General features: G+C 68.7%; 25 protein-coding genes. 11 read left to right on the top strand and 14 right to left on the bottom strand.

Going from position 1 to position 23,828, the window contains the following annotated elements; all coding sequences use genetic code 11:
• Positions 1-68 precede the first annotated feature (68 nt).
• Positions 69-1,148, top strand: a complete 1,080-nt coding sequence (locus ACFPZ3_RS69215) for a Glu/Leu/Phe/Val family dehydrogenase (protein WP_379525193.1) — start codon at positions 69-71, stop codon at positions 1,146-1,148.
• 151 nt (positions 1,149-1,299) lie between these two features.
• Entirely contained in the window at positions 1,300-1,530 is a 231-nt protein-coding gene (locus ACFPZ3_RS69210) for a DUF3073 domain-containing protein (protein WP_379525192.1), read from the top strand.
• Positions 1,531-1,988: 458 nt separating this feature from the next.
• On the opposite strand, the gene ACFPZ3_RS69205 is transcribed toward ACFPZ3_RS69210, so the two are convergent.
• The 3 genes from ACFPZ3_RS69205 to ACFPZ3_RS69195 form a co-directional block, all read right to left on the bottom strand.
• On the bottom strand, positions 1,989-2,390 hold the full coding sequence (locus ACFPZ3_RS69205; RefSeq protein ID WP_379525191.1) for a PIN domain nuclease: 402 nt from the start codon (positions 2,388-2,390) through the stop codon (positions 1,989-1,991).
• Complete coding sequence (locus tag ACFPZ3_RS69200; protein WP_379525190.1) at positions 2,387-2,611, bottom strand: type II toxin-antitoxin system VapB family antitoxin; 225 nt, start codon at positions 2,609-2,611, stop codon at positions 2,387-2,389. Before ACFPZ3_RS69200 ends, ACFPZ3_RS69205 begins: the two co-directional genes overlap by 4 nt.
• Before the next feature lie 376 nt (positions 2,612-2,987).
• Entirely contained in the window at positions 2,988-3,125 is a 138-nt protein-coding gene (locus ACFPZ3_RS69195) for a hypothetical protein (RefSeq protein ID WP_379525189.1), read from the bottom strand.
• Between the two features lie 174 nt (positions 3,126-3,299).
• Between ACFPZ3_RS69195 and ACFPZ3_RS69190 the strand changes: the two genes are divergently transcribed.
• From ACFPZ3_RS69190 to ACFPZ3_RS69180, 3 genes are read left to right on the top strand one after another with little or no spacing between them, the layout of a single operon-like run.
• Positions 3,300-4,265: a hypothetical protein gene (locus ACFPZ3_RS69190; protein ID WP_379525188.1), complete on the top strand. Its 966-nt coding sequence runs from the start codon at positions 3,300-3,302 to the stop codon at positions 4,263-4,265.
• On the top strand, positions 4,262-4,834 hold the full coding sequence (locus ACFPZ3_RS69185) for an AAA family ATPase (protein WP_379525187.1): 573 nt from the start codon (positions 4,262-4,264) through the stop codon (positions 4,832-4,834). The genes ACFPZ3_RS69190 and ACFPZ3_RS69185 overlap by 4 nt, the downstream gene beginning before the upstream one ends.
• A 20-nt stretch (positions 4,835-4,854) precedes the next feature.
• On the top strand, positions 4,855-6,318 hold the full coding sequence (locus ACFPZ3_RS69180; RefSeq protein ID WP_379525186.1) for an ASCH domain-containing protein: 1,464 nt from the start codon (positions 4,855-4,857) through the stop codon (positions 6,316-6,318).
• Positions 6,319-6,415: 97 nt separating this feature from the next.
• Here ACFPZ3_RS69180 and ACFPZ3_RS69175 read toward each other — a convergent pair whose 3' ends face one another.
• From ACFPZ3_RS69175 to ACFPZ3_RS69160, 4 genes are all read right to left on the bottom strand, one after another.
• Positions 6,416-6,958 (bottom strand): GyrI-like domain-containing protein, encoded by a 543-nt coding sequence (locus ACFPZ3_RS69175; protein WP_379525185.1) that lies wholly within the window; start codon positions 6,956-6,958, stop codon positions 6,416-6,418.
• A complete protein-coding gene (locus ACFPZ3_RS69170) occupies positions 6,955-7,746 on the bottom strand; it encodes a MerR family transcriptional regulator (protein WP_379525184.1) in 792 nt (263 codons plus the stop codon). Before ACFPZ3_RS69170 ends, ACFPZ3_RS69175 begins: the two co-directional genes overlap by 4 nt.
• Positions 7,747-7,967: 221 nt before the next feature.
• Positions 7,968-8,204, bottom strand: a complete 237-nt coding sequence (locus ACFPZ3_RS69165) for a hypothetical protein (protein ID WP_379525183.1) — start codon at positions 8,202-8,204, stop codon at positions 7,968-7,970.
• A gap of 427 nt (positions 8,205-8,631) precedes the next feature.
• Positions 8,632-9,273 (bottom strand): TetR/AcrR family transcriptional regulator, encoded by a 642-nt coding sequence (locus ACFPZ3_RS69160; protein WP_379525182.1) that lies wholly within the window; start codon positions 9,271-9,273, stop codon positions 8,632-8,634.
• A gap of 70 nt (positions 9,274-9,343) precedes the next feature.
• Here ACFPZ3_RS69160 and ACFPZ3_RS69155 point away from each other — a divergent pair, with 70 nt between their 5' ends.
• A complete protein-coding gene (locus ACFPZ3_RS69155; protein ID WP_379525181.1) occupies positions 9,344-10,237 on the top strand; it encodes an NADP-dependent oxidoreductase in 894 nt (297 codons plus the stop codon).
• A 368-nt stretch (positions 10,238-10,605) separates the two neighbouring features.
• On the opposite strand, the gene ACFPZ3_RS69150 is transcribed toward ACFPZ3_RS69155, so the two are convergent.
• Positions 10,606-11,055, bottom strand: coding sequence for an ATP-binding protein (locus ACFPZ3_RS69150; RefSeq protein ID WP_379525180.1), 450 nt, complete (start codon positions 11,053-11,055; stop codon positions 10,606-10,608).
• Between the two features lie 321 nt (positions 11,056-11,376).
• On the opposite strand from ACFPZ3_RS69150, the gene ACFPZ3_RS69145 reads away from it, so the two are divergent.
• Together ACFPZ3_RS69145 and ACFPZ3_RS69140 are read left to right on the top strand one after the other, a co-directional pair.
• Positions 11,377-12,213, top strand: a complete 837-nt coding sequence (locus ACFPZ3_RS69145) for a helix-turn-helix domain-containing protein (protein WP_379525179.1) — start codon at positions 11,377-11,379, stop codon at positions 12,211-12,213.
• A complete protein-coding gene (locus tag ACFPZ3_RS69140) occupies positions 12,195-12,419 on the top strand; it encodes a DUF397 domain-containing protein (protein WP_379525178.1) in 225 nt (74 codons plus the stop codon). Before ACFPZ3_RS69145 ends, ACFPZ3_RS69140 begins: the two co-directional genes overlap by 19 nt.
• A 401-nt stretch (positions 12,420-12,820) precedes the next feature.
• Here the strand turns inward: ACFPZ3_RS69140 and purM are convergent, their stop codons facing one another.
• The 4 genes from purM to ACFPZ3_RS69120 form a co-directional block, all read right to left on the bottom strand.
• The gene (gene purM / locus ACFPZ3_RS69135) at positions 12,821-13,846 is read right to left on the bottom strand and encodes a phosphoribosylformylglycinamidine cyclo-ligase (protein WP_379525177.1); all 1,026 of its coding nucleotides are present in this window, start codon (positions 13,844-13,846) and stop codon (positions 12,821-12,823) included.
• Positions 13,843-15,279, bottom strand: coding sequence for an amidophosphoribosyltransferase (gene purF / locus ACFPZ3_RS69130; protein WP_379525176.1), 1,437 nt, complete (start codon positions 15,277-15,279; stop codon positions 13,843-13,845). The genes purM and purF overlap by 4 nt, the downstream gene beginning before the upstream one ends.
• 51 nt (positions 15,280-15,330) lie before the next feature.
• Positions 15,331-16,074 (bottom strand): SDR family NAD(P)-dependent oxidoreductase, encoded by a 744-nt coding sequence (locus tag ACFPZ3_RS69125; protein WP_379525175.1) that lies wholly within the window; start codon positions 16,072-16,074, stop codon positions 15,331-15,333.
• A gap of 70 nt (positions 16,075-16,144) precedes the next feature.
• Positions 16,145-16,558, bottom strand: coding sequence for a MarR family winged helix-turn-helix transcriptional regulator (locus ACFPZ3_RS69120; protein ID WP_379525174.1), 414 nt, complete (start codon positions 16,556-16,558; stop codon positions 16,145-16,147).
• Positions 16,559-16,701: 143 nt separating this feature from the next.
• Here ACFPZ3_RS69120 and ACFPZ3_RS69115 point away from each other — a divergent pair, with 143 nt between their 5' ends.
• Entirely contained in the window at positions 16,702-17,871 is a 1,170-nt protein-coding gene (locus ACFPZ3_RS69115) for a DUF4190 domain-containing protein (RefSeq protein WP_379525173.1), read from the top strand.
• Here ACFPZ3_RS69115 and ACFPZ3_RS69110 read toward each other — a convergent pair.
• Positions 17,868-18,305, bottom strand: a complete 438-nt coding sequence (locus tag ACFPZ3_RS69110) for a sterol carrier family protein (protein ID WP_379525172.1) — start codon at positions 18,303-18,305, stop codon at positions 17,868-17,870. The two genes, ACFPZ3_RS69115 and ACFPZ3_RS69110, sit on opposite strands and share 4 nt — an antisense overlap.
• 114 nt (positions 18,306-18,419) lie before the next feature.
• Here ACFPZ3_RS69110 and ACFPZ3_RS69105 point away from each other — a divergent pair, with 114 nt between their 5' ends.
• The gene (locus ACFPZ3_RS69105) at positions 18,420-20,471 is read left to right on the top strand and encodes a PhoX family protein (RefSeq protein ID WP_379525171.1); all 2,052 of its coding nucleotides are present in this window, start codon (positions 18,420-18,422) and stop codon (positions 20,469-20,471) included.
• A gap of 34 nt (positions 20,472-20,505) precedes the next feature.
• On the top strand, positions 20,506-22,386 hold the full coding sequence (locus ACFPZ3_RS69100; protein WP_379525170.1) for an ABC transporter ATP-binding protein: 1,881 nt from the start codon (positions 20,506-20,508) through the stop codon (positions 22,384-22,386).
• On the opposite strand, the gene ACFPZ3_RS69095 is transcribed toward ACFPZ3_RS69100, so the two are convergent.
• Entirely contained in the window at positions 22,347-23,735 is a 1,389-nt protein-coding gene (locus ACFPZ3_RS69095; protein ID WP_379525169.1) for an MFS transporter, read from the bottom strand. The genes ACFPZ3_RS69100 and ACFPZ3_RS69095 overlap by 40 nt on opposite strands.
• Positions 23,736-23,828 lie beyond the last annotated feature (93 nt).

Below are 23,828 nucleotides of genomic sequence, written 5' to 3'. Positions count from 1 at the left end.
GAGGCTTACTACGCTGTGACGTGATCTCCGCCGCGAAGGTGCGGTGGACCGGACAGGGAGTCACTACCGTGACCGACGTCTTCGGAGCGTCCCACAAGGACGTCCACGAGCAGGTCGTTTTCTGCGCTGACGAGCAGAGCGGCCTGCGCGCCATCATCGCCATCCACAACACGGCCCTGGGGCCCGCGCTGGGAGGCACCAGGTTCTATCCGTACGAGAGCGAGCAGGCGGCCCTGGCCGACGTGCTCAACCTCGCCAAGGGCATGGCGTACAAGAACGCGCTGGCCGGCCTCGACCTGGGCGGGGGCAAGGCCGTCATCATCGGCGATCCGGCCCGCGACAAGAGCGAGGCGCTGCTGCGCGCTTACGGGAGATTCGTCCAGTCGCTCGGCGGGCGCTACATCACCGCCTGCGACGTGGGCACCTTCAGCGAGGACATGGACATCGTCGCCCGTGAGTCGAGCTTCGTGACCGGCCGCACGCTGGCCAACGGCGGGGCGGGGGACTCCTCGATCCTCACCGCGTTCGGGGTGTTCCAGGGCATGCGGGCCTCGGCCGAGCGGGTCCACGGCACGCCGTCGCTGCACGGCAGGAGGGTCGGCGTCGAAGGGGTCGGCAAGGTGGGTCACCGCCTGGTCGGGCTCCTGCGCGAAGACGGCGCCGAGGTCGTGGTCTGCGACGTCGATCCGAAGGCGGTCGAGCGGGTGCGCCTGCGGCACCCGGAGGTCGAGGTGGTCGCCGACGCGCGCGCCATGATGACCTCCGACATCGACGTGTTCGCGCCCTGCGCGCTGGGCGGGGTGCTCGACGACGCCAAGGTGGCTGTGCTCAGAGCGAAAATCGTCTGTGGCGCGGCCAACAACCAGCTCGCCCATCCCGGCGTCGAGAAGCAACTCGCCGAGCGCGGGATCCTGTACGCGCCCGACTACGTCGTCAATTCCGGCGGCGTGATCCAGGTCGCCGACGAGATCGGCGGTTTCGACATGGATCGGGCCAGGTCGAAGGCTGCCCAGATCTATGACACGACTCTGAAGATCTTCGCGATCGCGGCTGACGAGGGCGTTCCTCCGGCGGTCGCAGCGGATAGGCTAGCCGAGCGCAGAATGTCGGAAGTCGGGCGTATTAGGGGCATTTGGCTTGGGCGCTGACGCCCCGCGCCCATACGACGTACCGAGCTGGGCACAAAACAGGTACGGTAATAGGCGAACGATAGGCTGACGCCCAAAGTCAGGCGGCGTCAGTGTGTGGTGCGTTAGCGACGAGGGGTCGGGGACGACCCCACACGAGGGGGTCGAGCCAATGGGGCGCGGCCGAGCAAAGGCCAAGCAGGTCAAGGTTGCTCGCCAGCTGAAGTACAACAGCGGTGGCACGGATCTTGACCGTCTTCGCGACGAACTCGGGGTCGGAGACCCCAGCCGCAATGACGACGCCGACGACCTCAACGATGAGCTGGCGGATCGCTATGCCGATTACGCCGATGACTATGGCGCCGGAGAGGACGACGATGACCGTCCTCCAGGTCGCCGATAGCCGTTCTCCGGGTTGATGTGGCCGAGGGCCCGGCGTAGCCGCGCCGGCTCCTCGCCCACGCTCGTCGGGCCCCACGGGCAACCGTGGGGCTTTCGTTGCGCCTGACCCCTTCGCCTGGGCTTAACTGCAAGGCCTTCCACGGGGGGCGCTGCGCGCATGGGATTCCAGACAGCGTCTCGAAAGGGGGGCAAGCCCCCTTTCGAACCCCCCGACAAGTCCGCTCGCTTCGCTCGCCGAACCCGCCCGGGCCCCAGTTACACGGTGGGCCGGTGGGATCCCACCCTGAGCGGTCCTCGCTGTCGCTCGGACCGGGAGCTGGTTGCGTCCGTGGACGAGAACTCGACGTGGTCGCGGGTGATGCGTCGTGAATTGATCTCGATGACTGCCGTGTATCGAGCGCCATCGGCAAGCCACTTCCCCGGCATCCACCGATCGATGGATGAGGGTGGCCCGCTCGATCAGCTGATCCAGCGCGTTGGTTGTCCGGTGAGGCGGGTGATGGTGTCGAAGTCGGCGTCAGCGTGCAGCACGGTGAGTTTGTGATGCCGGGCCGTTATCGCTATGAGGAGGTCAACCGGGGAAGCACACTGATGCCAGCCTTTGGCGGCGAGTTCGCCCTGCAACGCGCCCGCCTCATGCCAGGCCGAATCGGGAATCACGTAGTACGGGAAGGTCTCCTGAAGCAGGCTGTCGGCTTCATAGAACGCTGGTCGGCCACCGACGGCTCTGAGGAACTCCTGCCTGACCGGATCGCAGAGTCCGACGAGGCCCGCCGAGACGATCTGGTCCCATTCCGCACCGACCTGGCCGCGGTAGAAACGGACCAAGGCGCTGGTATCGATGAGATAGTGCTCCGTCACGCCACATCCTGGTGCGTATCATCGCCCTTGTCGATGATCGAGAAGTCGATCTCGCCCTCAGCGACCATCGCACGCATGCGAGCCACGGCCGCCGCACGTCTGCGTCGGTCGACGATCTCTCGAAGAGCGGCATTGACCGTGTCCTTCTTGGAAGAGGTGCCGAGCAGTCTCGCGGCCTCGGCCAAGGCTTCGTCATCAAGGTCGATCAGCGTCTTGGTCATGTTGACACCTCTCTGTATATACAAATCAGAAAAAGTATATAGGAGATCGACGCCATAGACTCTGTCCGACGCCGCCGTCTCCGAGGCGGCCCCGGAGCCGCTAGGTGACCGAAGCCGAGAACCCCCTGACAAGCCCGCTCGCTGACGCTCGCCCTCGAACCCGCCCGGGCCTCGGTTACACGGTGGGCCGGTGGGACCCCACCCCGAGCGGTCCTCGCTGTCGCTCGGATCGAGGGCGGGGGTTATGTCTGCGTAGTGGTTTATGAGTTTCCTGCTCACAAGGTATGGCTTCGTGTAATGGGGCCAATCCCGGGACAACGGGCGAAGTCATCGAGCCGGCGTGCCCACCGCATCGGGATCGGTACTGGTCCTGTCGTCATGGTCGCGGAGCATGCGCAGGACGGTCGCCGCCGATGGGTGCCACCCCTTTTGCTTGCGTGGTAATCACCAGGCGTGCGGCGATGTCGCGCAGACTGCGGTTCTGCTCGCGCAGGTGCAGGGCCATCGACAGCATGACCTCATGGACCACGGGCGCGCCGCCGAGGCTCCTTGCCTCGCTGCCGGGCCGACTCGTGGCCCTCCAGCTGAGGTCGCTTATGAAACCTCACCAAGCAACACGACCGAAGGTGTGGGCATTTCTTGGGCGTTATACTGGGTATTTCGTGGGCATAGCGGGGACACTGGAGACATGACCCCCACCGGCACGATGAACGACACGCTGGCGGCCGAAGTACGCGTGCTCCTGCGCGCCGGGCTCCCGCTCCGGACTGAGCAGTGCGGGCCCGCGCTGCTGGCCTTGCCCGCCGTACGGGCGCGTGCCCGCGGCGACGACCCGGACAGCCAGGTCCGGGCGTTGGACGCGCTGCTGCGCGAGCAACTGGACCGGGTGGAGCACCGCGAGCTGGCAGCCGCTGCACGGCTGCTGTTCGGCGCCGACCCCCGCACCTCCGGCGCGACCTTGACCGCTCGCCGGGCGGCGGCGGCTGCGGCCGCCGAGTATGAGGCGCACCACTTCCGCAAACGCGTCGAGCCAAAGCTGACTGGCCTGGTGGCCCTGCAGCTGCGCCGGGCCGGCGAAGAGGCGGCGCTGTTCACCACGGCGCCCGACTTGCGGGCCGCTTCGGGGCGGCCGGTACTGCCGGCTGACGTGTTCGCCTGGGAGGCCACTCAGCACCAGCAGGCGCTGGCCACCCTGTGGGGGGCGGTCTATCTGCTGCGCGCCGAACTGCTGGAGGTCGCCCGGCTGGTGAGCATGGACGCCGCCGAGCCCGGCCTGGCCGGCGCGTGCCGGACGGCGCTGTGGCGCCACGCCCTGGTGCTGCGCGCCGCACGCGACTACCGCGACGCCTACGGCGGGGTGCTGCTGCACACCGGCATCGGCACCGCCCCAGGCACGACACCTTCGGCGGCCGGGCTCGGAGTCGACCAGATCGCCGCCCGCGCGGGCTGGACCCCGCCGCTCAGCCCCGCCCAAGAGCTGCTGCTGGCCGAACTGGCCGACCCCAGCCAGGGCAGGGCCGACTTCAGCACCCGCCTGCACGCGAGCGAGGGCGGCCCTTCGCTGGCCGCCGCCTGGCAGCACGCCCTGACCGGCCGCCCCGCCGACCTGGACGGCCCCGACCACCGCCTGAATGAGGAGGACGCACCGCGATGAGCCTCGATCAGCTGCTCAACCCGAACACCCCGCCGCGCCGCTACGTCATCACCGGCGGACCTTCGGCCGGCAAGGAGGCAGTCTTCACCGACTTGGCTGCCCGCGGCATCCCGCACACCGAAGGCGAGCCTGCCCGGGAGATCTACCGCAAGCACCGCGACCGGCTTGGCCGTCACCTACAGGTCGGCGATCGGCGCGCTTACTCGCGTGACGTGCTGGAAGCGTTCGTCGCCGAGTACTGCGGCCACACCAGCGGGCTGCGCTTCTACAACCGCGGCATCCCCGACGGTTACGGGTGGGACGCCTTCTTCGGCCTCGGCCCGTATCCGGAGCTGGAGCAGGCCAGTCGCGTCTACCGCTACGACGCGGTGTTCATCCTGGACGCCCTGGACGACTTCAACTCCGCCGACGACGACGTGTGGGCCAAGGAACGTGAGATCCGCCGCGTCCACGAGCTCATCATCCAGGGCTACTACGACGCAGGATACCGGCCCATCTTCGTGCCCGCCGACGACGCCGGTCGCCGCGTCGACTTCATCTGTGCCCAGCTCCCCGTCCCCGCCGCCTAACCGGAAGGGTCCATTCGGCGATGAACCACACCCCCACCGGCAGCACCGGCGCAGCGATCATCAGCCCGAACAACGTCCTGGCCAACGCCATGCTCCGCGCCGTGGACATGGTCCGCCCGCGCCTACAGGCCACCCACCCCGACCGGGTCGCCTTCTGCGTCGGCACCCAGATCAACGGCGCCCCGCACCTCGGCACCTCGCTGGTGCAGACGGCGGCGTTCCTGCTCGCCAAGGCCACCAAACGCACTTTTAACGTCGACGCCGTCGTCCGCTTCGGCGCCCTCGACAACGCTCCGTACGACATCCGCCTCGACCCGGAGACCCACCACGCCTACCAGCAGACCTACTACCACGCCCTCGGCCGGGAAGGCGTGCGCGAGTTGATGGGCAAGTACTACCGCACCCTGTTCGACTCCCTGGCCGACGCCACCGGCGTGGATTACGAGGTGGAGACCTACACCACCCAGCAGCACGATCCGGTCTTCCGGCACGAGTTCCTGGCCACTCTCGGCCGCTTGGAACAAATCCGCTGGCCGCTGGCCCCCTCCCACGGTCAGGTGCACCTGCGCCTGCCCTGCCCCGAGTGCGGCTGGGCCGAAAAGCGCGCCGAGCGCACGAAGCTCATCCGCGTCGGCTCCGGCGGTGCTGACTTCACCGCTGTCTGCACCGACCACGGCCCCTACGAGGTGGCTGTCACTGCCGACAGCGGTGCCTACCTGGACCTGGCCACCCTGTACCGCAACCTGGTCAAGGAACGCATGGCCATGCGCGACCCGGTCACGATGTCGGTCATGATCAAGGGCGGCGACTGGGCCTACGGCTGCCAACTGGTCGACGAGGCCTTCGCGCTGCTGCCCGGCCTGGTCCCGCCGCCGCGCGTCTTCACCCCAATGGTGCTCACCGACACCGGCGCCAAACTATCCAAATCGCTCATCCGCGACGGCAAGGTGCCGCCGCCGCCCGGCACCCGCGACTGGATGCTCGACATCACCACCTGGCCCGGCGATGTCGACTCTTTCGTCGACGCCATGGTCTGGCTGGTCGGCCGCATGCTGGCCGACCCGAAACACTTCTACCGCAGCTACACCACTCAGGAACTGGACCGCATCATGACCGCCCGCCCCCAGAGCTCCACGGGCGTGCGCGCCCGTGAGATGAACCTCTACCGCCGCTACTTCGACCTGGTGGCCGCCGGCCGCAAGACTATCGAGGTCCGCGTGCAGTACCCCAATTTGCGCAACCTCGCTGCCGGCGATCACATCCGGTTCGTCTGCGGCCGCGACGACGTGCTCACCCGGGTCAAGCGGGTGGCCCGCTATACCTCCTTCGAGGAGATGCTGGACGCCGAAGGAGCGGCCAACGTCAACCCCGACAGCCCTCGCGAGCAGCAGATGGCCAACATCCGCCGCATCTACGGCCCGGAAAAGGAAGCGCTCGGCGTGCTCGCCATCGAGATCGAACTCCTCCAGCCCGCCACCGCATAGCCGGCAAACCCCACGATGGATCAGCCCCGCGCACCGCGCGGGCCCCGACCATGTCCAGGGTGACCACATGAGCTAATCGGCCGTGCGAGAAGCATGTTCAGGCTGCACGAACGGGTTGGCGCAGGATGGTGCGCATCTTCGCTGTATCGGTTTCGGCTATGTCGGACAGGTAGATCTCGTGGTGCAGACCGTTGCTCACGAAGCCTTGTTTGGCCATGAACGCGTCCATCCGGGCGAGGGTTTCCGGTTCGTCATCGTAGGAACCGTGGTGCATCACCTGCACACACCTGCCCTCGGTGAACATGACCAACTGGACTCGTGCCGCGCTGTTCAACCCGGTCGCCTGCCTCGCCTCGTCCACCCGAGCCGGCTCGACGGACTCGGGCAGTCGCAGAAACAGGTGCCAGCGCCACTGCGAGCGTGGAACCGTCAGCGGAGGCCGGTCGTCCTCGACCCACCAGCGTCCCTCCAGCGCGGGCAACGCGTCGGCCAGGAGCGGCGCGGCGACCGCGTACAGGGTGTGGATCGCGGCCATGTGCTCGGTGCCGGCAGGTTCACCCAGGCCGGTCACACCAACGCCGCGTACCGGTCCGAACTCGACCAGCTCAGGGCTGTCCGACGCCGAATACCAGTCGTTCACTCGTTTTCCTCAATCCTGATCATGATGTGGGTTACCAGTTGCTCCGGGGCGGTCTGCCGCGGATCGGAGATGTAGACCTCGCGCAGTTCGCCACGGGCCGTGTGGCCGTGCTCGCCGGTCCAGGCCAGTAAGGCATGTGCGGTAAGGGATATCTGGTCATATGGGCCGATGTGGGTGGCCATGGCGAACAGCCCGCCACTGAGGATGTCTCGCATCGTCCCGGGAATTTCCCGCTCAACCTGCGCAGCCACCGTCACGGTCACCTGATCGGCGATGTCCAAGGGGAACAGTGCGACCAGGGGGCCATGTGGCTGCTGGTCCGCCGCCGCGAGCGCCGTGGTGAGACGCGCCACACAGCCCGAGGTCACCGCAGGGATCTCGCTGATGCTTCCAGCGCACTGCGTGACCGCCACCCGGCGAGCGTCTTCGCGAGTCAGCCGGACCTCGGCCTGTGGCAGACCATCGGTAAGGACTCGATCCAAGGTGGCAAGCATCCGGCGACGCCGAATCAGATCGGCCTCCATCTGATCACGCACGCCACCGAGCACATCGGCGACGCCCCTGCCCGCCACCACCTGCCCGATCGCAGGCAGAGGGACATCAAGTGACCGCAACAACGCGATCGACAGTGCGTCGCGGGCCTGTCCGGCTCGGTAGTAGCGGTAGCCCGAATCCGGATCGACCCATGCCGGCCGCAACAAGCCCACGTCGTCGTAGTGCCGCAACTGCTTGACGCTCAGCCTGCACAGACACGCGAAACGCCCGATCGGCATCAGCTCTTCGTCCACGCGACCAGCATGGACGCTCCCACTATGGGAGAGTCCAGCCGGGCGGGGGAGCAACGGTCAAAGACTTGTGGTCGAGAGACCTTGATCGGGCCGTTACAGCGGCAGTGGGAACGAGGAGTGGCCGTGCGGCGTTGCGAAACCGCGTGAGCTCCTGTACGCAGCGCTCGTGGTGCTTGTCGTCCCGGAAGGTCGCGGCCAGGTTCGGCCGGTGTCGACCACGATCACGCTTCGTGACTGTAGCTCTCCGCAAGGATTTCTTCCACCTGTTCCGAAGCGTCGCTCCGTCCCGCCTCGAAAGCGCCGAATAGGGTCGGCACGCCGTCGGGGCCGAGTTCCGGTGCCCCGGCCTGCGAGTGAACCAGTCGGAGGAGCCGCGCACGCTCTTCGCGCACTTGATCTGGCCGGAGCCGGTCGACCAGCCGGTGAAGATCGTCGTACTCTTCCTGCGGTGCCGTCATACTGTCGAGGTTACGACGCGACCGGCGCAGGAGGCGCACGGAATGATCTTTGCCGAGGGATCGTCACCGACCCGTCGCGGATCCGGCTGCAGACCGAAGAACTCGACGCCGCCCAGTTCTGGCTCTGGGATGAGGCGGCCACCAAACTGCCCGTCGCCACTGCCGCCCGCGTCCCGGCCGCTCACGCCGCCCGTAAGAACCAGCAGACGAGCGGTCCTCGCTGTCGTTCGGACCGGGCGCTGGTTGCGGCCGTGGACGGAGTTGACGTGGTCGCGGGTGTGGTGTGGTGAAAGGGCGACGGACGGGACGGTGGAGCGGACTGGGCGGGCCCGGACACTCCGATGCTCTGAGGCCGTTGTCGTTGGTCGCCCAGCTTCTGACGGGGGCCTTCGTCATACACCTACGCAGTGCTCCGGGGCGCGAGCGTTCAGCGGGTCGTAACAGCCCGACGGCCCCCCGTCCCACCTGAAGAAGCAGTCTCTCGCGCATGTCGGGAAGGGCCCGCGGCCCCCCAGGCCGCCTCGATCATCTGGAAGATCTCGTTCACCGCGGCCTCCGGATCGGCCGCCTCGCGGGCCAGCGAATGGGCGTCGATCACGAATCTGGCGATCGTCCGGCAGGCCGTTGTGGTCGGTGGCAGGTCGAGATCGGCCGCGATGGCCGTTGCCAGCGCCTCTGCGTGGCGCAGCCTCATCGACTCCTCGTAGTCCCGCAGGGCGGGCGATTGGTCGATCATGCGCCAGATCGGGGCGGCGCCGTCCGCTGTGCAATGTCGCACCATGGCATGGATCTCGCGGCGCAGCGCGGGAATGAGCGGCTCGTGCGGCGCCCGGCCGGTGACCGCCCGCGTGAGGTGGTGTTCGAAGTTTCCGTCTTGCTCGAACACCAGGGCCTCTTTCGAGGGGAAGTGGGAGAAAATCGTGGTCACCGCCACGTCGGCCTCAGCGGCCACGTCACGCAGGCCCACCGCGTCATACCCGCGTTCGAGGAAGAGCTGCAGGGCGGTGTCAGCGATCTTCTGGCGGGTCGCGGCCTTCTTGCGCTCCCGGCGTCCGGACGGCACGGTCATGCCCTGATGCTATCAGGTGCAAAAGGTGAACCGTTTTTAAAAGCTAACCGTTAGTGCTACGGTCTGCGGCATGAAGAAGGTGAGCTTCGCCGAGTTCGGCGGTCCGGACGTTCTGCAACTCATAGACGCCGAGGAGCCCCACGCGGGCCCTGGCCAGATACGCATCGCCGTGCGGGCGGCGGGCGTGAATCCCGTCGACTGGAGGGTCCGTGAGGGCCAGGTACTGAAGGCCCATCCGATCGAGTTGCCCGCCGGCGTCGGGCTGGACGCCTCCGGGGTGGTGGACGAGGTAGGCGAGGGCGTCGAAGACGTCAAGGTCGGCGACCACGTGTTCGGCGAGGGCTCCAGCACCTATGCCGAGTTCGCCGTGCTGTCGGCCTGGGCCCGGATGCCCGAGGGTCTGACGTTCGAAGAGGCGGCCGGGTACCCCTCCGTGGTGGAGACCGCGCTGCGCGTCATCCGCCAGGTCGGTGTGCGGCCTGGGCAGAGGCTGCTGGTCAGCGGTGCGTCCGGGGGCGTCGGATCGGCGGTGCTGCAGATCGCCCGTGAGCGCGGCATCACGGTGACCGGCATGGCTGGGGCCGCGAACCAGGACTATCTGCGTAGCCTGGGTGCCCTCGCCACGACGTACGGCGAGGGCTGGGTCGATCGGGTGCGGCAGCTCGGCCATGTCGACGCGGCTCTCGATCTGGCCGGCTCGAGCGTGATCCGCGAGCTCGTCGAGCTGACCGGGGATCCGCGGAAGGTCATCTCCATCGCCGATCTCGGCGCACCAGAGCTTGGTGTCCTATTCTCCGGTGTGGCCGGCAGCGTTCCGGAAGCGCTCGCCGAGGCCGTCCGCCTGATCTCACGGGGCAAGCTCCACATCCCGGTCGAGAGGTCGTACACGCTCGCCGAGGCCGCGAAGGCGCACATCGACAGCCAAGCCGGTCACACGCGTGGGCGCCGGGTCATGGTCGTCTGAGCTGTCTCCGCGCAGTTGCCCGGCCCGGCTCGGTAAGGCCGCCGCAGACCGCCGCCCGCGTCGTCAGGTGCGGGCCGGTGGGGCAGTTCATAGGAGAGCATCTCATGCCGCGCCTCGCGCGTTCCTGGGCCGGCGAGATGCTTGACGAAATTGGTGTTCGAGCCGGGTCTCCTGGTCCAGATGATCGAACAGTTCGCGCCGGGTCGCGCCGCAGCGCACGTTGGACAGCCCGTTTCGCGTGGAAACCAGAACGGTGCGGAAGGCGATGTAGCCGCCTCCGGCACCCTCCAGAATCTTCCAGCCGGGAAAGGCTCTATCTTCGGCCACACCCACTCCACCCGATGCCGGTAGCTATGGAACGTTCCATTTCAGTGCCCGCTCACTGCAGCCACCCCATCGCTCCCGCCGACGCCGCTCACGTCTCCCGTCTCCTTCGACCGGCCCATCAGCGGCAGCAACGCCCACACGACTCGCTCGCCCGCCCGTGTCCCGGTGCCCCAGCAGCCATCCGTCAGCTCGTCCACGAGCCACAGGCCCCTCCCGGACGTCTCGCCCAGGGCGGGCATGCGCGGCATCGGAACCGACGCTGATCGGCCAGGGTCCACCACCGTCACTCGCCAGTAACTCCGCGCGCCCACCTCCTCCGCCTCCAGGCTCAGCCGCACCCACGCACCCCCGCCGTGAACCAGCGCATTGGTCACCAACTCGGAGGTGATCAGCTCAAGATCCGCCGATGCGGCATGATCGCCCACCCACGCCCGCAGCTCCCGGCGAGCCAGCCACGGCAGACGAGCAGCGTTCTCAAGCTCCTTGAGCATCCAAACCTTGATCCCTGCGTACTGAGGATCCGACACGATTGCCCCCTGCATGGGCCATCGCCAGCCTGTCTCAGCGGGCCTGTTGCTTACATCCAAGATTCTGTTTGTCATTTAACATCCAATGGTATGGACAAAATGTCGGCTTCTTACGATTTCTTCGCCTTCTTAAACGGGTCTGCTCACTCAGATTGCCTGTATGGATGGCTCTGTGCAGCAGTAACCGATGGACATTCTGGCGACAGAAAGCAGCAAATGGCGTAGTCATATGTGGGTATTCTGTAGGCACGTGTCTTCGCTTTACGGATAACCCTGGAGGCGGGAATGCCGAGCGATCTTGATCCACGTATGTCCCCGGTCGAGCGCTACGGCCGTGAACTGGCCCGATGTCGCAAAGAGAGAGGACTCTCACAGCGGCGGCTCGCTGACCACCTCGATTGCTCCCCGTCTCTTGTAGGGCACATCGAGACCGGCAGTCGGAAGCCACAGCTCGACTTCGCGGAGGCATGCGACCGCTTCTTCGACTTTCCCGAGGCTGACTACTTTGTGCGCCTGTGTCGCCGTGTCCACCAATCGCCATTCGGACCGGGGTGGTTTCTCCGCTGGTTGGAGGAGATCGAGCCCAACGCCGCGACCCTCCGAACCTGGGACCCACTCCTCATCCCTGGCCTCCTCCAGACCGAGGCATACGCGACAGCCGTCTTCCTCGGTCACTTCTCCACTCCAGAGGCCGAGGTGCATGAGCAGGTTGCCACCCGCATCGAGCGTCAGCGGATTCTCGGTCGGGAAGACCCTCCGGAACTTCACGTGCTCTTGGACGAGTGGGTTCTGAAGCGCCCGATCGGTGGCAGGGAGACCATGCACCATCAACTCCGCCACCTCGCAGCAGTCGCCCGCCGCCGCCGGGTGACGGTACAACTCGTTCCGTACGACACCTCGTGCACAGACGGACTGTCGTCTTCGTTCGTCATTGCGGAACTCGCCAACGAGTCCACTATGGTGTCCGTGGATTCCGCAGGGGAGGGGGAGGTATCCGCCGAGCACAAAGTCGTTTCGCTGATCTTGGAGCGGTATGACAAACTACGGACAGAGGCTTACCGCGCAGGTGAGTCACTCGAGCGGATCGAGGACGCGGCAGAGCAATGGAAGCCAGAGACCTGACCCCGACAGACCTCTCAGGGGCAGTGTGGAAGAAGAGTTCCCGCAGCGGTAATAACGGCGGGAATTGTGTGGAGGTTGCCACCAATCTTCCCGGAGTCGTCGCCGTCCGTGACAGCAAGGACCGCACCGGCCCCGCGCTCGTCTTCACTTCGAGCGAATGGAGAGCATTCCTTGGTGGTGTCAAGGACGGCGAGTTCGACAGCTAGGCTGACCGCCTTCGGCAGTGCCGACTCTCGCGCCACCAGTGCGCTGGAACGCCGCACCGCAGCCGTCGGCAGAGCCGAACGCATCCTGGGTATTGCCGCCAACATGCGAACTCACCTCGGCCAGGACCGGCTGTCCACCGATGACCTGTACGACTCGGACACCGGCCCTCCTACATGATCATCGATTCCAGCGCCCTCTTGCTGGACCCCCGATCCGAGCGACAGCGAGGACCGCTCAGGGTGGGATCCCACCGGCCCATCGTGTAAATGGGGCCCGGGCGGGTTCGGCGAGCGAAGAGAGCGGGCTTGTCGGGGGTTCGAAAGGGGGGCTTGCCCCCCTTGGGAGACGCTGTCTGGAATCCCATGCGCGCAGCGCCCCCCATGGAAGGCCTTGCAGTTAGTCAGCGGTAGCGGGCCTGGCCGGTTCCGGGGACGATTTCTCCCATGGCCCACGCGTTCAGCCCCCGCCCCGCCAGCAGGCGGATTGCCTCGTCGGCGGCGTCGGCGGGGAGCACGGCCGCCATTCCGACCCCGAGGTTGAAGGTGCGGTCCATGTCGCGCTGGGCGATCCCCCCGTACTGGGCGAGCACGCCGAAGATGGCGGGCGGGGTCCAGGACGAGCGGTCCAGTACGGCGTCGAGGTGATCGGGCAGTGACCGCGACAGGTTGTTCTCGATGCCGCCCCCGGTGATGTGCGAGTAGGCGTGCACCTCGGCCGACCTGGCCAGCTCCAGGCAGTCCAGCGAGTAGATCCGGGTCGGCTCCAGCAGTTCCTCGCCCAGCGCCCGGCCCAGTTCGGGCAGGACGGTGTCGAGGGAGAGGGAGTTCGCGCGGAGCACGTGGCGTACCAGGGAGTAGCCGTTGGAGTGCACCCCGGAGGAGGCCAGCCCCAGCACCACGTCACCGGCGGTCACCCGCTCGGGCCCGAGCATGGCGGAGGCCTCCACCACGCCGGTGCCCGCCCCTGCCAGGTCGTATTCGTCGGGTCCCATGGCTCCCGGGTGCTCGGCCGTCTCGCCGCCGACGAGCGCGGCGCCGGCCAGGCGGCAGCCCTCGGCCACGCCGCCGACGATCTCGGCGACGCGCTCGGGCACCACCTTGCCGCAGGCGATGTAGTCGGTCATGAAGAGCGGCTCGGCCCCGCAGACCACCAGGTCGTCGAGGACCATGCCGACCAGGTCGATGCCGATGGTGTCGTGCTTGCCGTACTGCTGGGCGATCATGACCTTGGTGCCCACGCCGTCGGTGGAGCTGGCCAGCAGCGGGCGCTGATAACGCAGCAGGGCCGAGGCGTCGAACAGCCCGGCGAAGCCGCTGGCGTCGGTCACCACCTCGGGCCGCCGCGAGCGCGCCACCTTGTCCTTCATCAGGGCGACGGCGCGCTCGCCTGCCTCGATGTCCACGCCGGCGGCCTCATACGTACTCACGCCTTGCTCTCCAACACGAACTTGCCCACGTTGTCCTGGTCGATGGGGATCGGGTACGAGCCGTTGAAGCAGGCCCGGCAGAGGCGCTCCGCCGGGATGGTGGTGGCCTTGGTCAGGCCCTCCAGGGAGATGTAGCCGAGGGAGTCGGCGCCGAGCGAGGCGCGGATCTCCTCGACCGACAGCGAACCAGCGATCAGCTCGGCCCTGGTGGCGAAGTCGATGCCGTAGAAGCACGGCCAGGCCACGGGCGGGGAGGAGATGCGTACGTGCACCTCGCTCGCCCCGGCCTCGCGCAACATCTTGACGATGGCCCGCTGGGTGTTGCCGCGCACGATCGAGTCGTCCACGACCACCAGGCGCTTGCCCTCGACGATCTCGCGCAGCGGGTTGAGCTTGAGCCGGATGCCGAGCTGGCGGATGGTCTGCGAGGGCTGGATGAACGTGCGGCCCACGTAGGAGTTCTTGACGAGCCCCTGGCCGTAGGGGATGCCGCTCTCCTGGGCGTAGCCGACGGCGGCGGGCGTGCCGGACTCCGGCGTGGGGATGACCAGGTCGGCCTCCACCGGGTGCTCGCGGGCCAGCTCGCGGCCGACCTCGACGCGGGTGACCTGGACGCCGCGCCCGGCGATGGTGGTGTCGGGGCGGGCGAGGTAGACGTACTCGAACAGGCAGCCCTTCGGCTCGGCCAGCGCGAAGCGGCGGGACCTGACGCCGCGCTCGTCGATCGTGAGCAGCTCGCCGGGCTCGACCTCGCGGACGAACGTGGCGCCCACGATGTCGAGCGCCGCGGTCTCCGAGGCCACCACCCAGCCGCGCTCCAGGCGGCCCAGGACCAGCGGGCGGATGCCCTGCGGGTCGCGGGCGGCGTAGAGGGTCTTCTCGTCCATGAAGACCAGCGTGTAGGCGCCCTTGACCTGGGGGAGCAGCTCGGCGGCCGAGTCTTCGATGGAGCGGGTGCGGTCCTGCGCGAGCAGCGTGGTCAGGACCTCGGTGTCGGTGGTGGCGCGGATCGATCCCGGGGTCAGCCGCTGGGCCAGCTCCGGGGTGTTGATGAGGTTGCCGTTGTGGGCCAGCGCGAGACCGCCCACCTCGGTCGAGCTCAGCGTGGGCTGCGCGTTCTCCCAGACGCTGGATCCGGTCGTGGAGTAACGGCAGTGGCCGATGGCCAGGTGGCCGCGCAGGGTGCTCAGCACCGACTCGTCGAAGACCTGGGCGACCAGCCCCATGTCCTTGTAGACGAGAATGCGGTTGCCCTCGCTGGCCGCGATGCCCGCGGATTCCTGGCCGCGGTGCTGCAACGCGTACAGCCCGTAGTAGGTGAGTTTGGAAACTTCCTCGCCCGGAGCCCAGACGCCGAAGACGCCACAGGCGTCTTTAGGTGCGCGGTCGTGGGGGTCCAGGTCATGGCCGAGCCGGCCGTCGCCCTTCAGCACATGCCTCAGTCTAGGTCGGCGACCTCCGTGCTCGCACACCCGGGGGCGATATCACAGAGCGTGGGCTGACCTGCCCGCATTCGATCCGTCGCGGATGATCTCTCCGGTGAGGTTGCGGTTCGCCGCCGAACCGAGGAAGACGATGAGCGCGGCCATGTCGTCGGCGGTGGAGAGCCTGCGGCTGGGAGTGCGGGCGGCGAGCCGGTCCAGCAGCTCCTGGGGGAACGGGCGCACGCCGGTGACGGTGAGGCCCGCGACGGCCACGTTGACCAGGATGCCGTCCCCGCCGGCCTCCCAGGCCAGGGCGCGGGCCATGCCGTGCAGGGCCATCTTCGCGGTCCCGTACACGCCGGGTCCCGGCACCCCCTCCTCGCCGATCCCCGACGAGACGAACACGATCCGGCCCCAGCCCGCGCGCCGCATCGCGGGCAGTACGGCCTGGACGAGCAGCGCGTTGCCGACCACGTTGGCGTGCATCATGGCCGACCACTCGGCGGCCGGGACGCCCTCGAACGGGACGCTGCCCGGCGGGATGTTCCCCCAGCGGACGGCGTTGGCGACGAGCGCGTCCACGGGGCCGGTCTCGGCGACGGCGGGCGCGATGGTGGCGTGGTCCTCCAGATCCAGGTGTACGGCCCGCGCCTGCCCGCCCTCCTCCTCGATCCGCTTGACGATCCCGGCCGCCCGGTCGGGGCCGGAGTTGTAGGTGATGGTGACGCGGGCGCCGGTCCTGGCGTACGCGAGCGCGGTGGCGGCGCCGATGCCGGAGGAACCACCTGTGATCAGTACGTGCATCTCGTGTCCTTACTTAGCCGACTAATTAGCCAGCTAAGTGGAACGGAGACAGGACCGCAAGCAGGTTTCGCTACGAGTGAAAGGGGACGGCGCGGAAAAGACGGACGAGCAGCTCCCGCTCCTCGGCGTCGAACCCCCGCAGCAGGTCCTCGTCCGTACGGTTCCAGACCTCCTCCACCGGCTCGCGCAGCGCCTTGCCCGCGTCGGTGAGGTGCACCCGGCCCACCCTCGGCCGCTCGGGATCGGGGATCCGATAGACGAGGCCCGCTCGCTCCAGCCGCTGGAGGGTCTTGGTGACGGTCGGGGGCTCGACGCCCAGCCTGGCGATCAGCTCGCCCTGGGTCAGCCCGTCTTCCCGCCAGAGCTGGTTGAGCAGCAACTCCTGGCCCACGTGCAGCCCCAGTGGCAGCAGGGCGGCGGCCATCTGGTTGCGGTGCTTCTTCATGACCTTGATCAGCGCGTAGGTCAGGGTCTCGTCCAGCATGCACTCATCTTGCCCTCCGCCTGCCGCTTTGGCGCATGGTGACCCAAGGATGAGCGCTCTCTTACCGTGTCGCGCGGTTTAACGGACGCCTTCCGCGAAAGGGTGAAGTATCCGGCATGCAGACCCGTCAGGGAGACGCGGACGTGACCACACCTGGGGACCCGAACGAGCCCCGCACGGGGCAGGACCCGCACGAAGGCCGTCCCGATGAGGGCGAGCAGCCCCCCACGCCACCGCGGCACGAGCCCGAGTGGTGGAACGAGGGCGCGCTGGAGGACGATCAACGGCCGCCCGAAATCCGCCCGTACGAGAGCGGGCCCACGAGTGGCGACGAGACCCCGGAGGAGTGGTCGGCCGGAGGCCCGCCCGGCGCGGGCCCCACCGGAGGCGCGGCTCCCGAGGAGCGGGCCCCGGAACCCGAGCGTCCTGATGAGGGTGAGGAGCCGATCGAGCCCGTGCCGCCCGTGGTCCCGCCCCCCGACGCGCCGCCGACGCACGAGCCCTGGCCGGCCGGCCAGCCCACGCATCCCGACCTGCCGACCTCGCCCGAGACCCCGGCGCCCACGGGGGCCGATGCCGAGAAGACCTCGGCGCCCACCGGGGCTGACGCCGAGAAGACCACGGCGCCCACGGGGGCTGACGCCGAGGAGACGCAGGCGTACCAGATTCCCGGCGCCAGGCCCACGTACCCGGGCTGGGGCGGGGCATCTCAGGCCCCCCACGAGGAGGAGCCACCGGCCAGGCCGACGCCCTCACGTTACGACCAGGGCGACCAGCCCTACTTCTCGCCTGCCGAGGGGAGCGCGCCGCCCCCGGGAAGCCAGGCGGGCGCGCCACCTCAGGGCGCGACGGGGTACGAGAGGGACCAGGAGTCCAACGTCCCCGGCACGACGCCGTCCAGCCCGTACGGCGGCCCGCCCGGCTACCCGCCGCCCGCACCCCCAGGATCCCCGTACGGCCAGTACGGCCCCCAGTACGGCGACTACGGCCCGTACCAGCAGCCCAGGCCGGGCAGCGGCCTGGCGACGGCCTCGCTCGTCCTGGGCGTGGCCAGCCCCTTCCTGGTGTTCGTCTGCTTCACCGGCCTGATCACCGCGATCCTGTCGATCGTCTTCGGCTGTGTGGCCCTGGCCAAGCGCGTGGGCAAGGGCCGCGCCGTCGCCGGCATCGTGATCAGCGCACTGTCGCTGGTCCTGTTCGCGATCGTGGCCATCTGGTTCTGGAACGTGGTGCAGGAATGCGCCCACCTGCCCGGCCAGCTCGCCGACCGGTGTTTCCAGGACCGCTTCCCGTGGATGAGCGGGGCCCGCTAGAGCGGCAGGTGCGCTGACAGGTCCGCCCGCGAGCCGCTGGCGGACACGGCGCCTTTCGCCATGGCCTCGTCCCAGGTCAGGCGGCCGAGCGCGAGTTCGATCCAGGTGCGGCCGTCCATTTCGACCACGTTCGGCGGGGTGCCGCGGGTGTGGCGGGGCCCGGCGATGGCCTGCACGGCGGCGTAGGGGGGCACGCGGATCTCGACGGTCCTGCCCGGCGCCGTGGTCGCCAGCTTGTCGAGCAGATAGCGCACCGCCTGCCTGGCCGCGTCGCGCTCGGGCCGCAGCCCGCGGTCGTACGCCGCCAGCACGGCGGCCACGAGCGCGTCGGGCAGGGCGGTCGCCGGCCCGTCGTAGGCGGGCTCGTCGAGGGCGACGAGCTGGCCGTCGAGAGCGGTTCTCAGCTTTTCCCGGTCCATCTTGCGTGGTGGCACTCCACCATTGTCTCCCGGGAAGCGTTCATCGAGACGGCGGTCATCGTTCACCTGAGGTTTCGATGGCGACCGTAGCCTCCGGGCCGTACAACCGCGCACATTTATGGAGGACCTGTGGCGAACCCCGACGCGGGCAGGCGGCTGCTGCCGCTGCTTTCCACCCCGCACAAAGGTGGCCGATCCGCTCTGACGTGCCAGTTCCGCTGCGGCAACGCGTGCGCACATGAGGTGGCCAACACCACGGACAACGCCTACTTCGGCGACGTGGTCAAGGAGGCGCTGTCGCGGCGCGGCGTGCTGCGGGCCGGTGCGTTCGGTGCTCTGGTGGCGGGCGCGGGTCTGGCGGGCGCCACCCCGGCGCTGGCGGACGAGCCTGAAAGAACCCACGGTGGCAGCGGCGGGGACCTCCGTTTCACCCCGGTGGCGCCGAACAAGGAAGACGCGCTGACCATCCCTGACGGCTACAGCTCCTCTGTGGTCGTGCGCTGGGGCGATCCGGTGCTGCCCGACGCGCCGGACTTCGACTTCGACAACCAGAGCGCCGACGCGCAGAACAAGCAGTTCGGCTACAACTGCGACTTCGTGACCCTGCTCCCGATCGGCCGGGACCGCGGGCTGCTGTGGGTCAACCACGAGTACACCGACGAGAACCTGATGTTCCGCGGTTACACCGGCGGCGCGGCGGCGACCGAGGAGCAGATCCAGATCGCGCTGGCCGCGCACGGCGGCTCGGTCGTGGAGATCGAGCGCTCCGGCAGGGGCGGCGAGTGGAAGCTCGTGACCAAGGGCCGTCGCCGCTACAACCGGCGCATCACGGCGCAGACCAAGATGAGGTTCAGCGGCCCGGCCGCCGGGCACGAGCTGCTCAGGACGGCCGCCGACCCCAAGGGCGACACCCCGGTCGGCATGCTGAACAACTGCTCGGGCGGCACCACCCCCTGGGGCACGGTGCTGACCGCCGAGGAGAACGTCGACCAGTACTTCGTCAACGGCGACAAGGTGCCCGAGGCGCAGAAGCCGTACATCACCCGCTACACCATCACCACCGGCACCCCCTCCACCAGCCGCAGGTTCGACCGCGTCGAGGAGCGCTTCGACCTGGAGAAGCACCCGAACGAGGCCAACAGGTTCGGCTGGATCGTGGAGATCGACCCGTTCGACCCCGACTCCACCCCGGTCAAGCGCACCGCGCTCGGCCGCCTCAAGCACGAGGCCGCCACGACGACGCTGGCCAGGGACGGCCGCCTGGTCGTGTACATGGGTGACGACTCGCGCTTCGAGTACATCTACAAGTTCGTCTCCAAGGACCGCTACATCCCCGGGTTCGACCGGCACAACCGGGAGCTGCTGGACGAGGGCACCCTGTACGTGGCCAAGTTCACCGGCGACAGCCCGGCCGCCGAGATCGACGGCTCCGGCAAGCTGCCCTCCGACGGCCTGTTCGACGGCTCCGGCGAGTGGATCCGGCTGGTCTCCGGCGACAAGTCGTACGTGGAGGGCATGACCGCCGCCGAGGTGCTCGTCTACACGCGTTCTGCCGCCGACAAGGTGGGCGCGACGAAGATGGACCGCCCGGAGGACATGGAGCGCAACCCGGTCACCGGCGGCGTGTTCGTGGCCCTGACCAACAACACCAACCGCACCGCGGCCCAGGCCGACGAGGCCAACCCGCGTTCGGCGAACAAGCACGGCCACGTCCTGGAGATCACCGAGCGGCGCGACGACGCGGGCGAGAAGACGTTCGCCTGGGCGATCCCGCTGGTCTGCGGCGACCCGAAGGACTCCGCCACCTACTTCGCCGGCTACGACAAGACCAAGGTCTCGCCGATCTCCTGCCCGGACAACGTCACGTTCGACAAGGACGGCAACCTGTGGATCTCCACGGACGGCAACGCGCTCGGCACCAACGACGGCATGTTCGTGATGCCGGTCAAGGGTAAGGACCGCGGCCACCTGCGCCAGTTCCTCACCGTCCCCGTCGGCGCCGAGACCTGCGGCCCGCTGGTGAGCTCGGACCAGCTCAGCGTGTTCGTGGCGGTGCAGCACCCGGGCGAGCTCGACGGCGCCACCCCGGACAACCCGGGCAGCACGTGGCCCGACGGCGACCAGCCGCGGCCGTCGGTGGCCGTGGTCTGGCACAGCAGGGGCAAGAAGATCGGCGCTTGACCTCAGGTTAACTTGAGGTCGTATTGTCCATGTCATGAGCATGGAGATGACCGCCTGGCACCAGCTTTATTCGATGAACAACCAGCAGGAGCGTCGCTCTGTCTCCAGAGCGACGCTCCGGCGTATCGGGGCTTTCGCGCGCCCGCACCGCCGCAGGATGCTGGTGTTCCTGGCGCTCAGCGTGGTGACGGCGGGCCTGGCGGTGGGCTCTCCGCTGCTGGCCGGGCGGGTGGTGGACGCCATCTTCGTGGGCGAGCCGCTCGGCGTGGTGGTCACGGTGGCGCTGCTGATCGCGGGGCTGGCGATCGCCGAGGCGGGGCTCGGGCTGATCAGCCGGTGGTTGTCGGCGGGGCTGGGGGAGAGCCTGATCCTCGATCTGCGTACGGCCGTCTTCGACCACGTGCAGCGGATGCCCATCGCGTTCTTCACCAGGACCCGCACCGGGGCGCTGGTCAGCCGCCTGAACAATGACGTGATCGGGGCGCAGCGGGCCTTCACCGACACCCTGTCCGGCGTGGCGGGCAACTTCGTGACGCTCGTGCTGACGCTCATCGCGATGATCGGCATCTCCTGGCAGATCACGCTGCTGGCGCTGCTGCTCCTGCCCGTGTTCATGCTGCCGGCCCGGCGGATGGGCAGCAGGATCGCCCGGTTGCGGCGTGAGGCGGCCGACCACAACGCGGCCATGGGCACGCAGATGACCGAGCGTTTCTCGGCGCCCGGCGCGACGCTGGTCAAGTTGTTCGGCCGGCCCGCGCAGGAGTCGGCCGAGTTCGCCGCCAGGGCGCGGCGGGTGCGGGACATCGGCGTGCGCTCGGCCATGACCCAGTCCACCTTCGTCACCGCGCTGACGCTGGTCTCGGCGCTGGCCCTGGCCCTCGTGTACGGCCTGGGCGGCTTCTACGCCCTGCGCGACCAGCTCGCCCCCGGCGCGGTCGTGTCCATGGCCATGCTGCTCACCCGTCTGTACGCGCCCCTGACCGCCCTGGCCAGCGCCCGCGTGGACGTCATGAGCGCGGTCGTCAGCTTCGAGCGGGTCTTCGAGGTGCTCGACCTGAAGCCGCTCATCCAGGACAAGCCGGACGCCCGCGAGGTGCCAGAAGGGCCGGTCTCCGTGGAGTTCGACGACGTGCGCTTCGCCTACCCGGCCGCCGACAAGGTCTCCCTGGCCTCGCTCGAGGAGGTCGCCACGCTCGACTCGCGCGGCGGCGTCGAGGTGCTGCACGGCGTGTCGTTCCGGGCCGAACCCGGGCAGATGGTGGCGCTGGTCGGCTCCTCGGGGGCGGGCAAGTCCACGATCGCGCAGCTCCTGCCCCGCCTGTACGACGTCGACTCGGGCGCCGTCCGGCTCGGCGGGGTGGACGTGCGCGATCTGAGCGCCGACTCCATCCGCGACACGCTCGGCATGGTCACCCAGGACGGCCACCTCTTCCACGAGACGATCCGCGCCAACCTGCTGCTGGCCAGGCCGGAGGCGGAGGAGGAGGAGATCTGGGACGCGCTCACCCGCGCCCGCCTGGCCACGCTCATCGCGTCGTTGCCCGACGGGCTCGACACGGTGGTGGGCGAGCGCGGCTACCGGCTGTCGGGCGGCGAACGCCAGCGGCTGACCATCGCCCGGCTGCTGCTCGCCCGACCGCAGGTGGTGATCCTGGACGAGGCCACGGCGGCGCTCGACTCCACCTCCGAGGCGGCCGTGCAGGCGGCCCTGGGCGAGGCGCTCGAAGGCAGGACCGCCGTGGTGATCGCGCACCGGCTCTCCACGGTCAGGGCCGCCGACGTCATCCTGGTCATCGAGGACGGGCGGGTGGCCGAGCGCGGCACGCACGCGGAACTGCTCGCCGCCGGTGGACGCTACGAGGAGCTGTACCGCACTCAGTTCGAGGACCCGACGGTGGCCGGGGCGGCGGCCTGAGGCTCCTCGGGGGTGGGCCGGTCGCGCAGTGAGTAGAGCGCGATCGGGATCGCCGCCATCACCACGACGGCCGCGATGACGAGTGTGAACCGGTAGGCGTCGAGGAAGGCGGGCAGCGGCGGCAGGTCGGCGCCGCTCTGCCTGGCGCTCAGGAACGCTCCCAGCACCGTGATGCCGAGCAGGCCGAACACCTCGCGCGAGACGTTGAGCACGCCCGAGGCCACGCCTGAGCGGTCGCTGGGCATGCCGTTGAGTATGGCCGCCGTCAGGGGGACCAGGAGGCCGCCGCCGAGGCCGTACAGGATGAACCAGGGCGCCACGTCCGCGTAGCCGCCGTCGGCCCCCACGCGGGAGATCAGGTAGATCGCGGCGCTCATGAGCGTCATGCCGAGCGCGACCGTGCGGCCGATGCCGAGCAGCGCGCTGATCCGCTGCGACATGAGCGCGACCACGGCCATCACCAGCGCCATCGGCACGAACGCCGCGCCCGCCTCGGTGGGGGAGAAGCCGAGCACGTTCTGCAGCCACAGGGCGCTGAAGAAGTAGATCCCGAACACGCCGAACGACCAGATCCCGCTGGTCAGCAGCCCGCCGCTGAACACCCGCGACCTGAACAGCGAGATCGCGATCATCGGCTCGGCGGCCCGCGACTCGGCCAGCACGAACGCCGCCACGGCCGCCGCGAACACGCCGAACGCGGTCAGGATGCGCGGCGAGGTCCAGCCGAGGCTCTCGCCCTCGATGAGCGCGTACGTCAGGGCGAACATGGCCAGCGCGGAGGCGGTCAGGCCGGGCAGGTCGAGGCTGTGGCGTACCCGCTGGAACGCCGGCCTGACCGCCCAGAGCGCGAGCCCCGCCGTGACCACCCCGACCGGCACGTTGAGCAGGTAGATCCAGCTCCAGTGCAGGTTCTCGCTGATGAACCCGCCCGCGACCGGCCCGAGCGCCATGGACAGCGCCCCCGACATGCTCCAGATGCCCACGGCCCGGCCGCGCTCGGCCGGGCCGGGGAAGAGCTGACCGATCAGCGCCAGCGCGGTGGGGGTGAGCAGCGCGGCCCCGATCCCCTGCGCCCCCCGCGCGGCGATCAGCATCCCGCCGGAGGTGGACAGCCCCGCCACCAGCGAGGCCAGCGTGAAGACGACGACCCCGCCGAGGAACACCCTGCGGGCCCCGAACACGTCCGCCAGCCGCCCGCCGACCAGCATGAGGCCGGCGAAGACGAGGATGTACGAGCTCACGATCCATTCCAGCCCCGAGATCGTCACTCCCAGGTCCCGCTGGATGGTCGGCAACGCGACGTTCTGGATGTTGTTATCCAAGTAGGTAACGAAAGTCCCCAAGGTCACTGCGGCCAACGCCCACCATCGCACGATCGTGCCTCCTATACAGCGTACTTGTACGCTGTATAGTTCAACTCGTACGTCGTATAGTTGTCAACC

It is taken from the genome of Nonomuraea insulae (genome assembly GCF_042656245.1).
Note: the sequence above shows the minus strand (reverse complement) of the source record. Positions and strands in the feature narration are given on the sequence as shown.

Coding starts and splice junctions, on each gene's coding strand:
- ACFPZ3_RS69210 (WP_379525192.1), top strand. CDS start 1,300: ATGGGGCGCGGCCGAGCAAAGGCCAAGCAGGTCAAGGTTGCTCGCCAG.
- ACFPZ3_RS69200 (WP_379525190.1), bottom strand. CDS start 2,611: ATGACCAAGACGCTGATCGACCTTGATGACGAAGCCTTGGCCGAGGCC.
- ACFPZ3_RS69195 (WP_379525189.1), bottom strand. CDS start 3,125: ATGCTGTCGATGGCCCTGCACCTGCGCGAGCAGAACCGCAGTCTGCGC.
- ACFPZ3_RS69190 (WP_379525188.1), top strand. CDS start 3,300: ATGACCCCCACCGGCACGATGAACGACACGCTGGCGGCCGAAGTACGC.
- ACFPZ3_RS69185 (WP_379525187.1), top strand. CDS start 4,262: ATGAGCCTCGATCAGCTGCTCAACCCGAACACCCCGCCGCGCCGCTAC.
- ACFPZ3_RS69180 (WP_379525186.1), top strand. CDS start 4,855: ATGAACCACACCCCCACCGGCAGCACCGGCGCAGCGATCATCAGCCCG.
- ACFPZ3_RS69165 (WP_379525183.1), bottom strand. CDS start 8,204: ATGACGGCACCGCAGGAAGAGTACGACGATCTTCACCGGCTGGTCGAC.
- ACFPZ3_RS69160 (WP_379525182.1), bottom strand. CDS start 9,273: ATGACCGTGCCGTCCGGACGCCGGGAGCGCAAGAAGGCCGCGACCCGC.
- ACFPZ3_RS69155 (WP_379525181.1), top strand. CDS start 9,344: ATGAAGAAGGTGAGCTTCGCCGAGTTCGGCGGTCCGGACGTTCTGCAA.
- ACFPZ3_RS69150 (WP_379525180.1), bottom strand. CDS start 11,055: ATGCTCAAGGAGCTTGAGAACGCTGCTCGTCTGCCGTGGCTGGCTCGC.
- ACFPZ3_RS69145 (WP_379525179.1), top strand. CDS start 11,377: ATGCCGAGCGATCTTGATCCACGTATGTCCCCGGTCGAGCGCTACGGC.
- ACFPZ3_RS69140 (WP_379525178.1), top strand. CDS start 12,195: ATGGAAGCCAGAGACCTGACCCCGACAGACCTCTCAGGGGCAGTGTGG.
- ACFPZ3_RS69125 (WP_379525175.1), bottom strand. CDS start 16,074: ATGCACGTACTGATCACAGGTGGTTCCTCCGGCATCGGCGCCGCCACC.
- ACFPZ3_RS69120 (WP_379525174.1), bottom strand. CDS start 16,558: ATGCTGGACGAGACCCTGACCTACGCGCTGATCAAGGTCATGAAGAAG.
- ACFPZ3_RS69100 (WP_379525170.1), top strand. CDS start 20,506: ATGAGCATGGAGATGACCGCCTGGCACCAGCTTTATTCGATGAACAAC.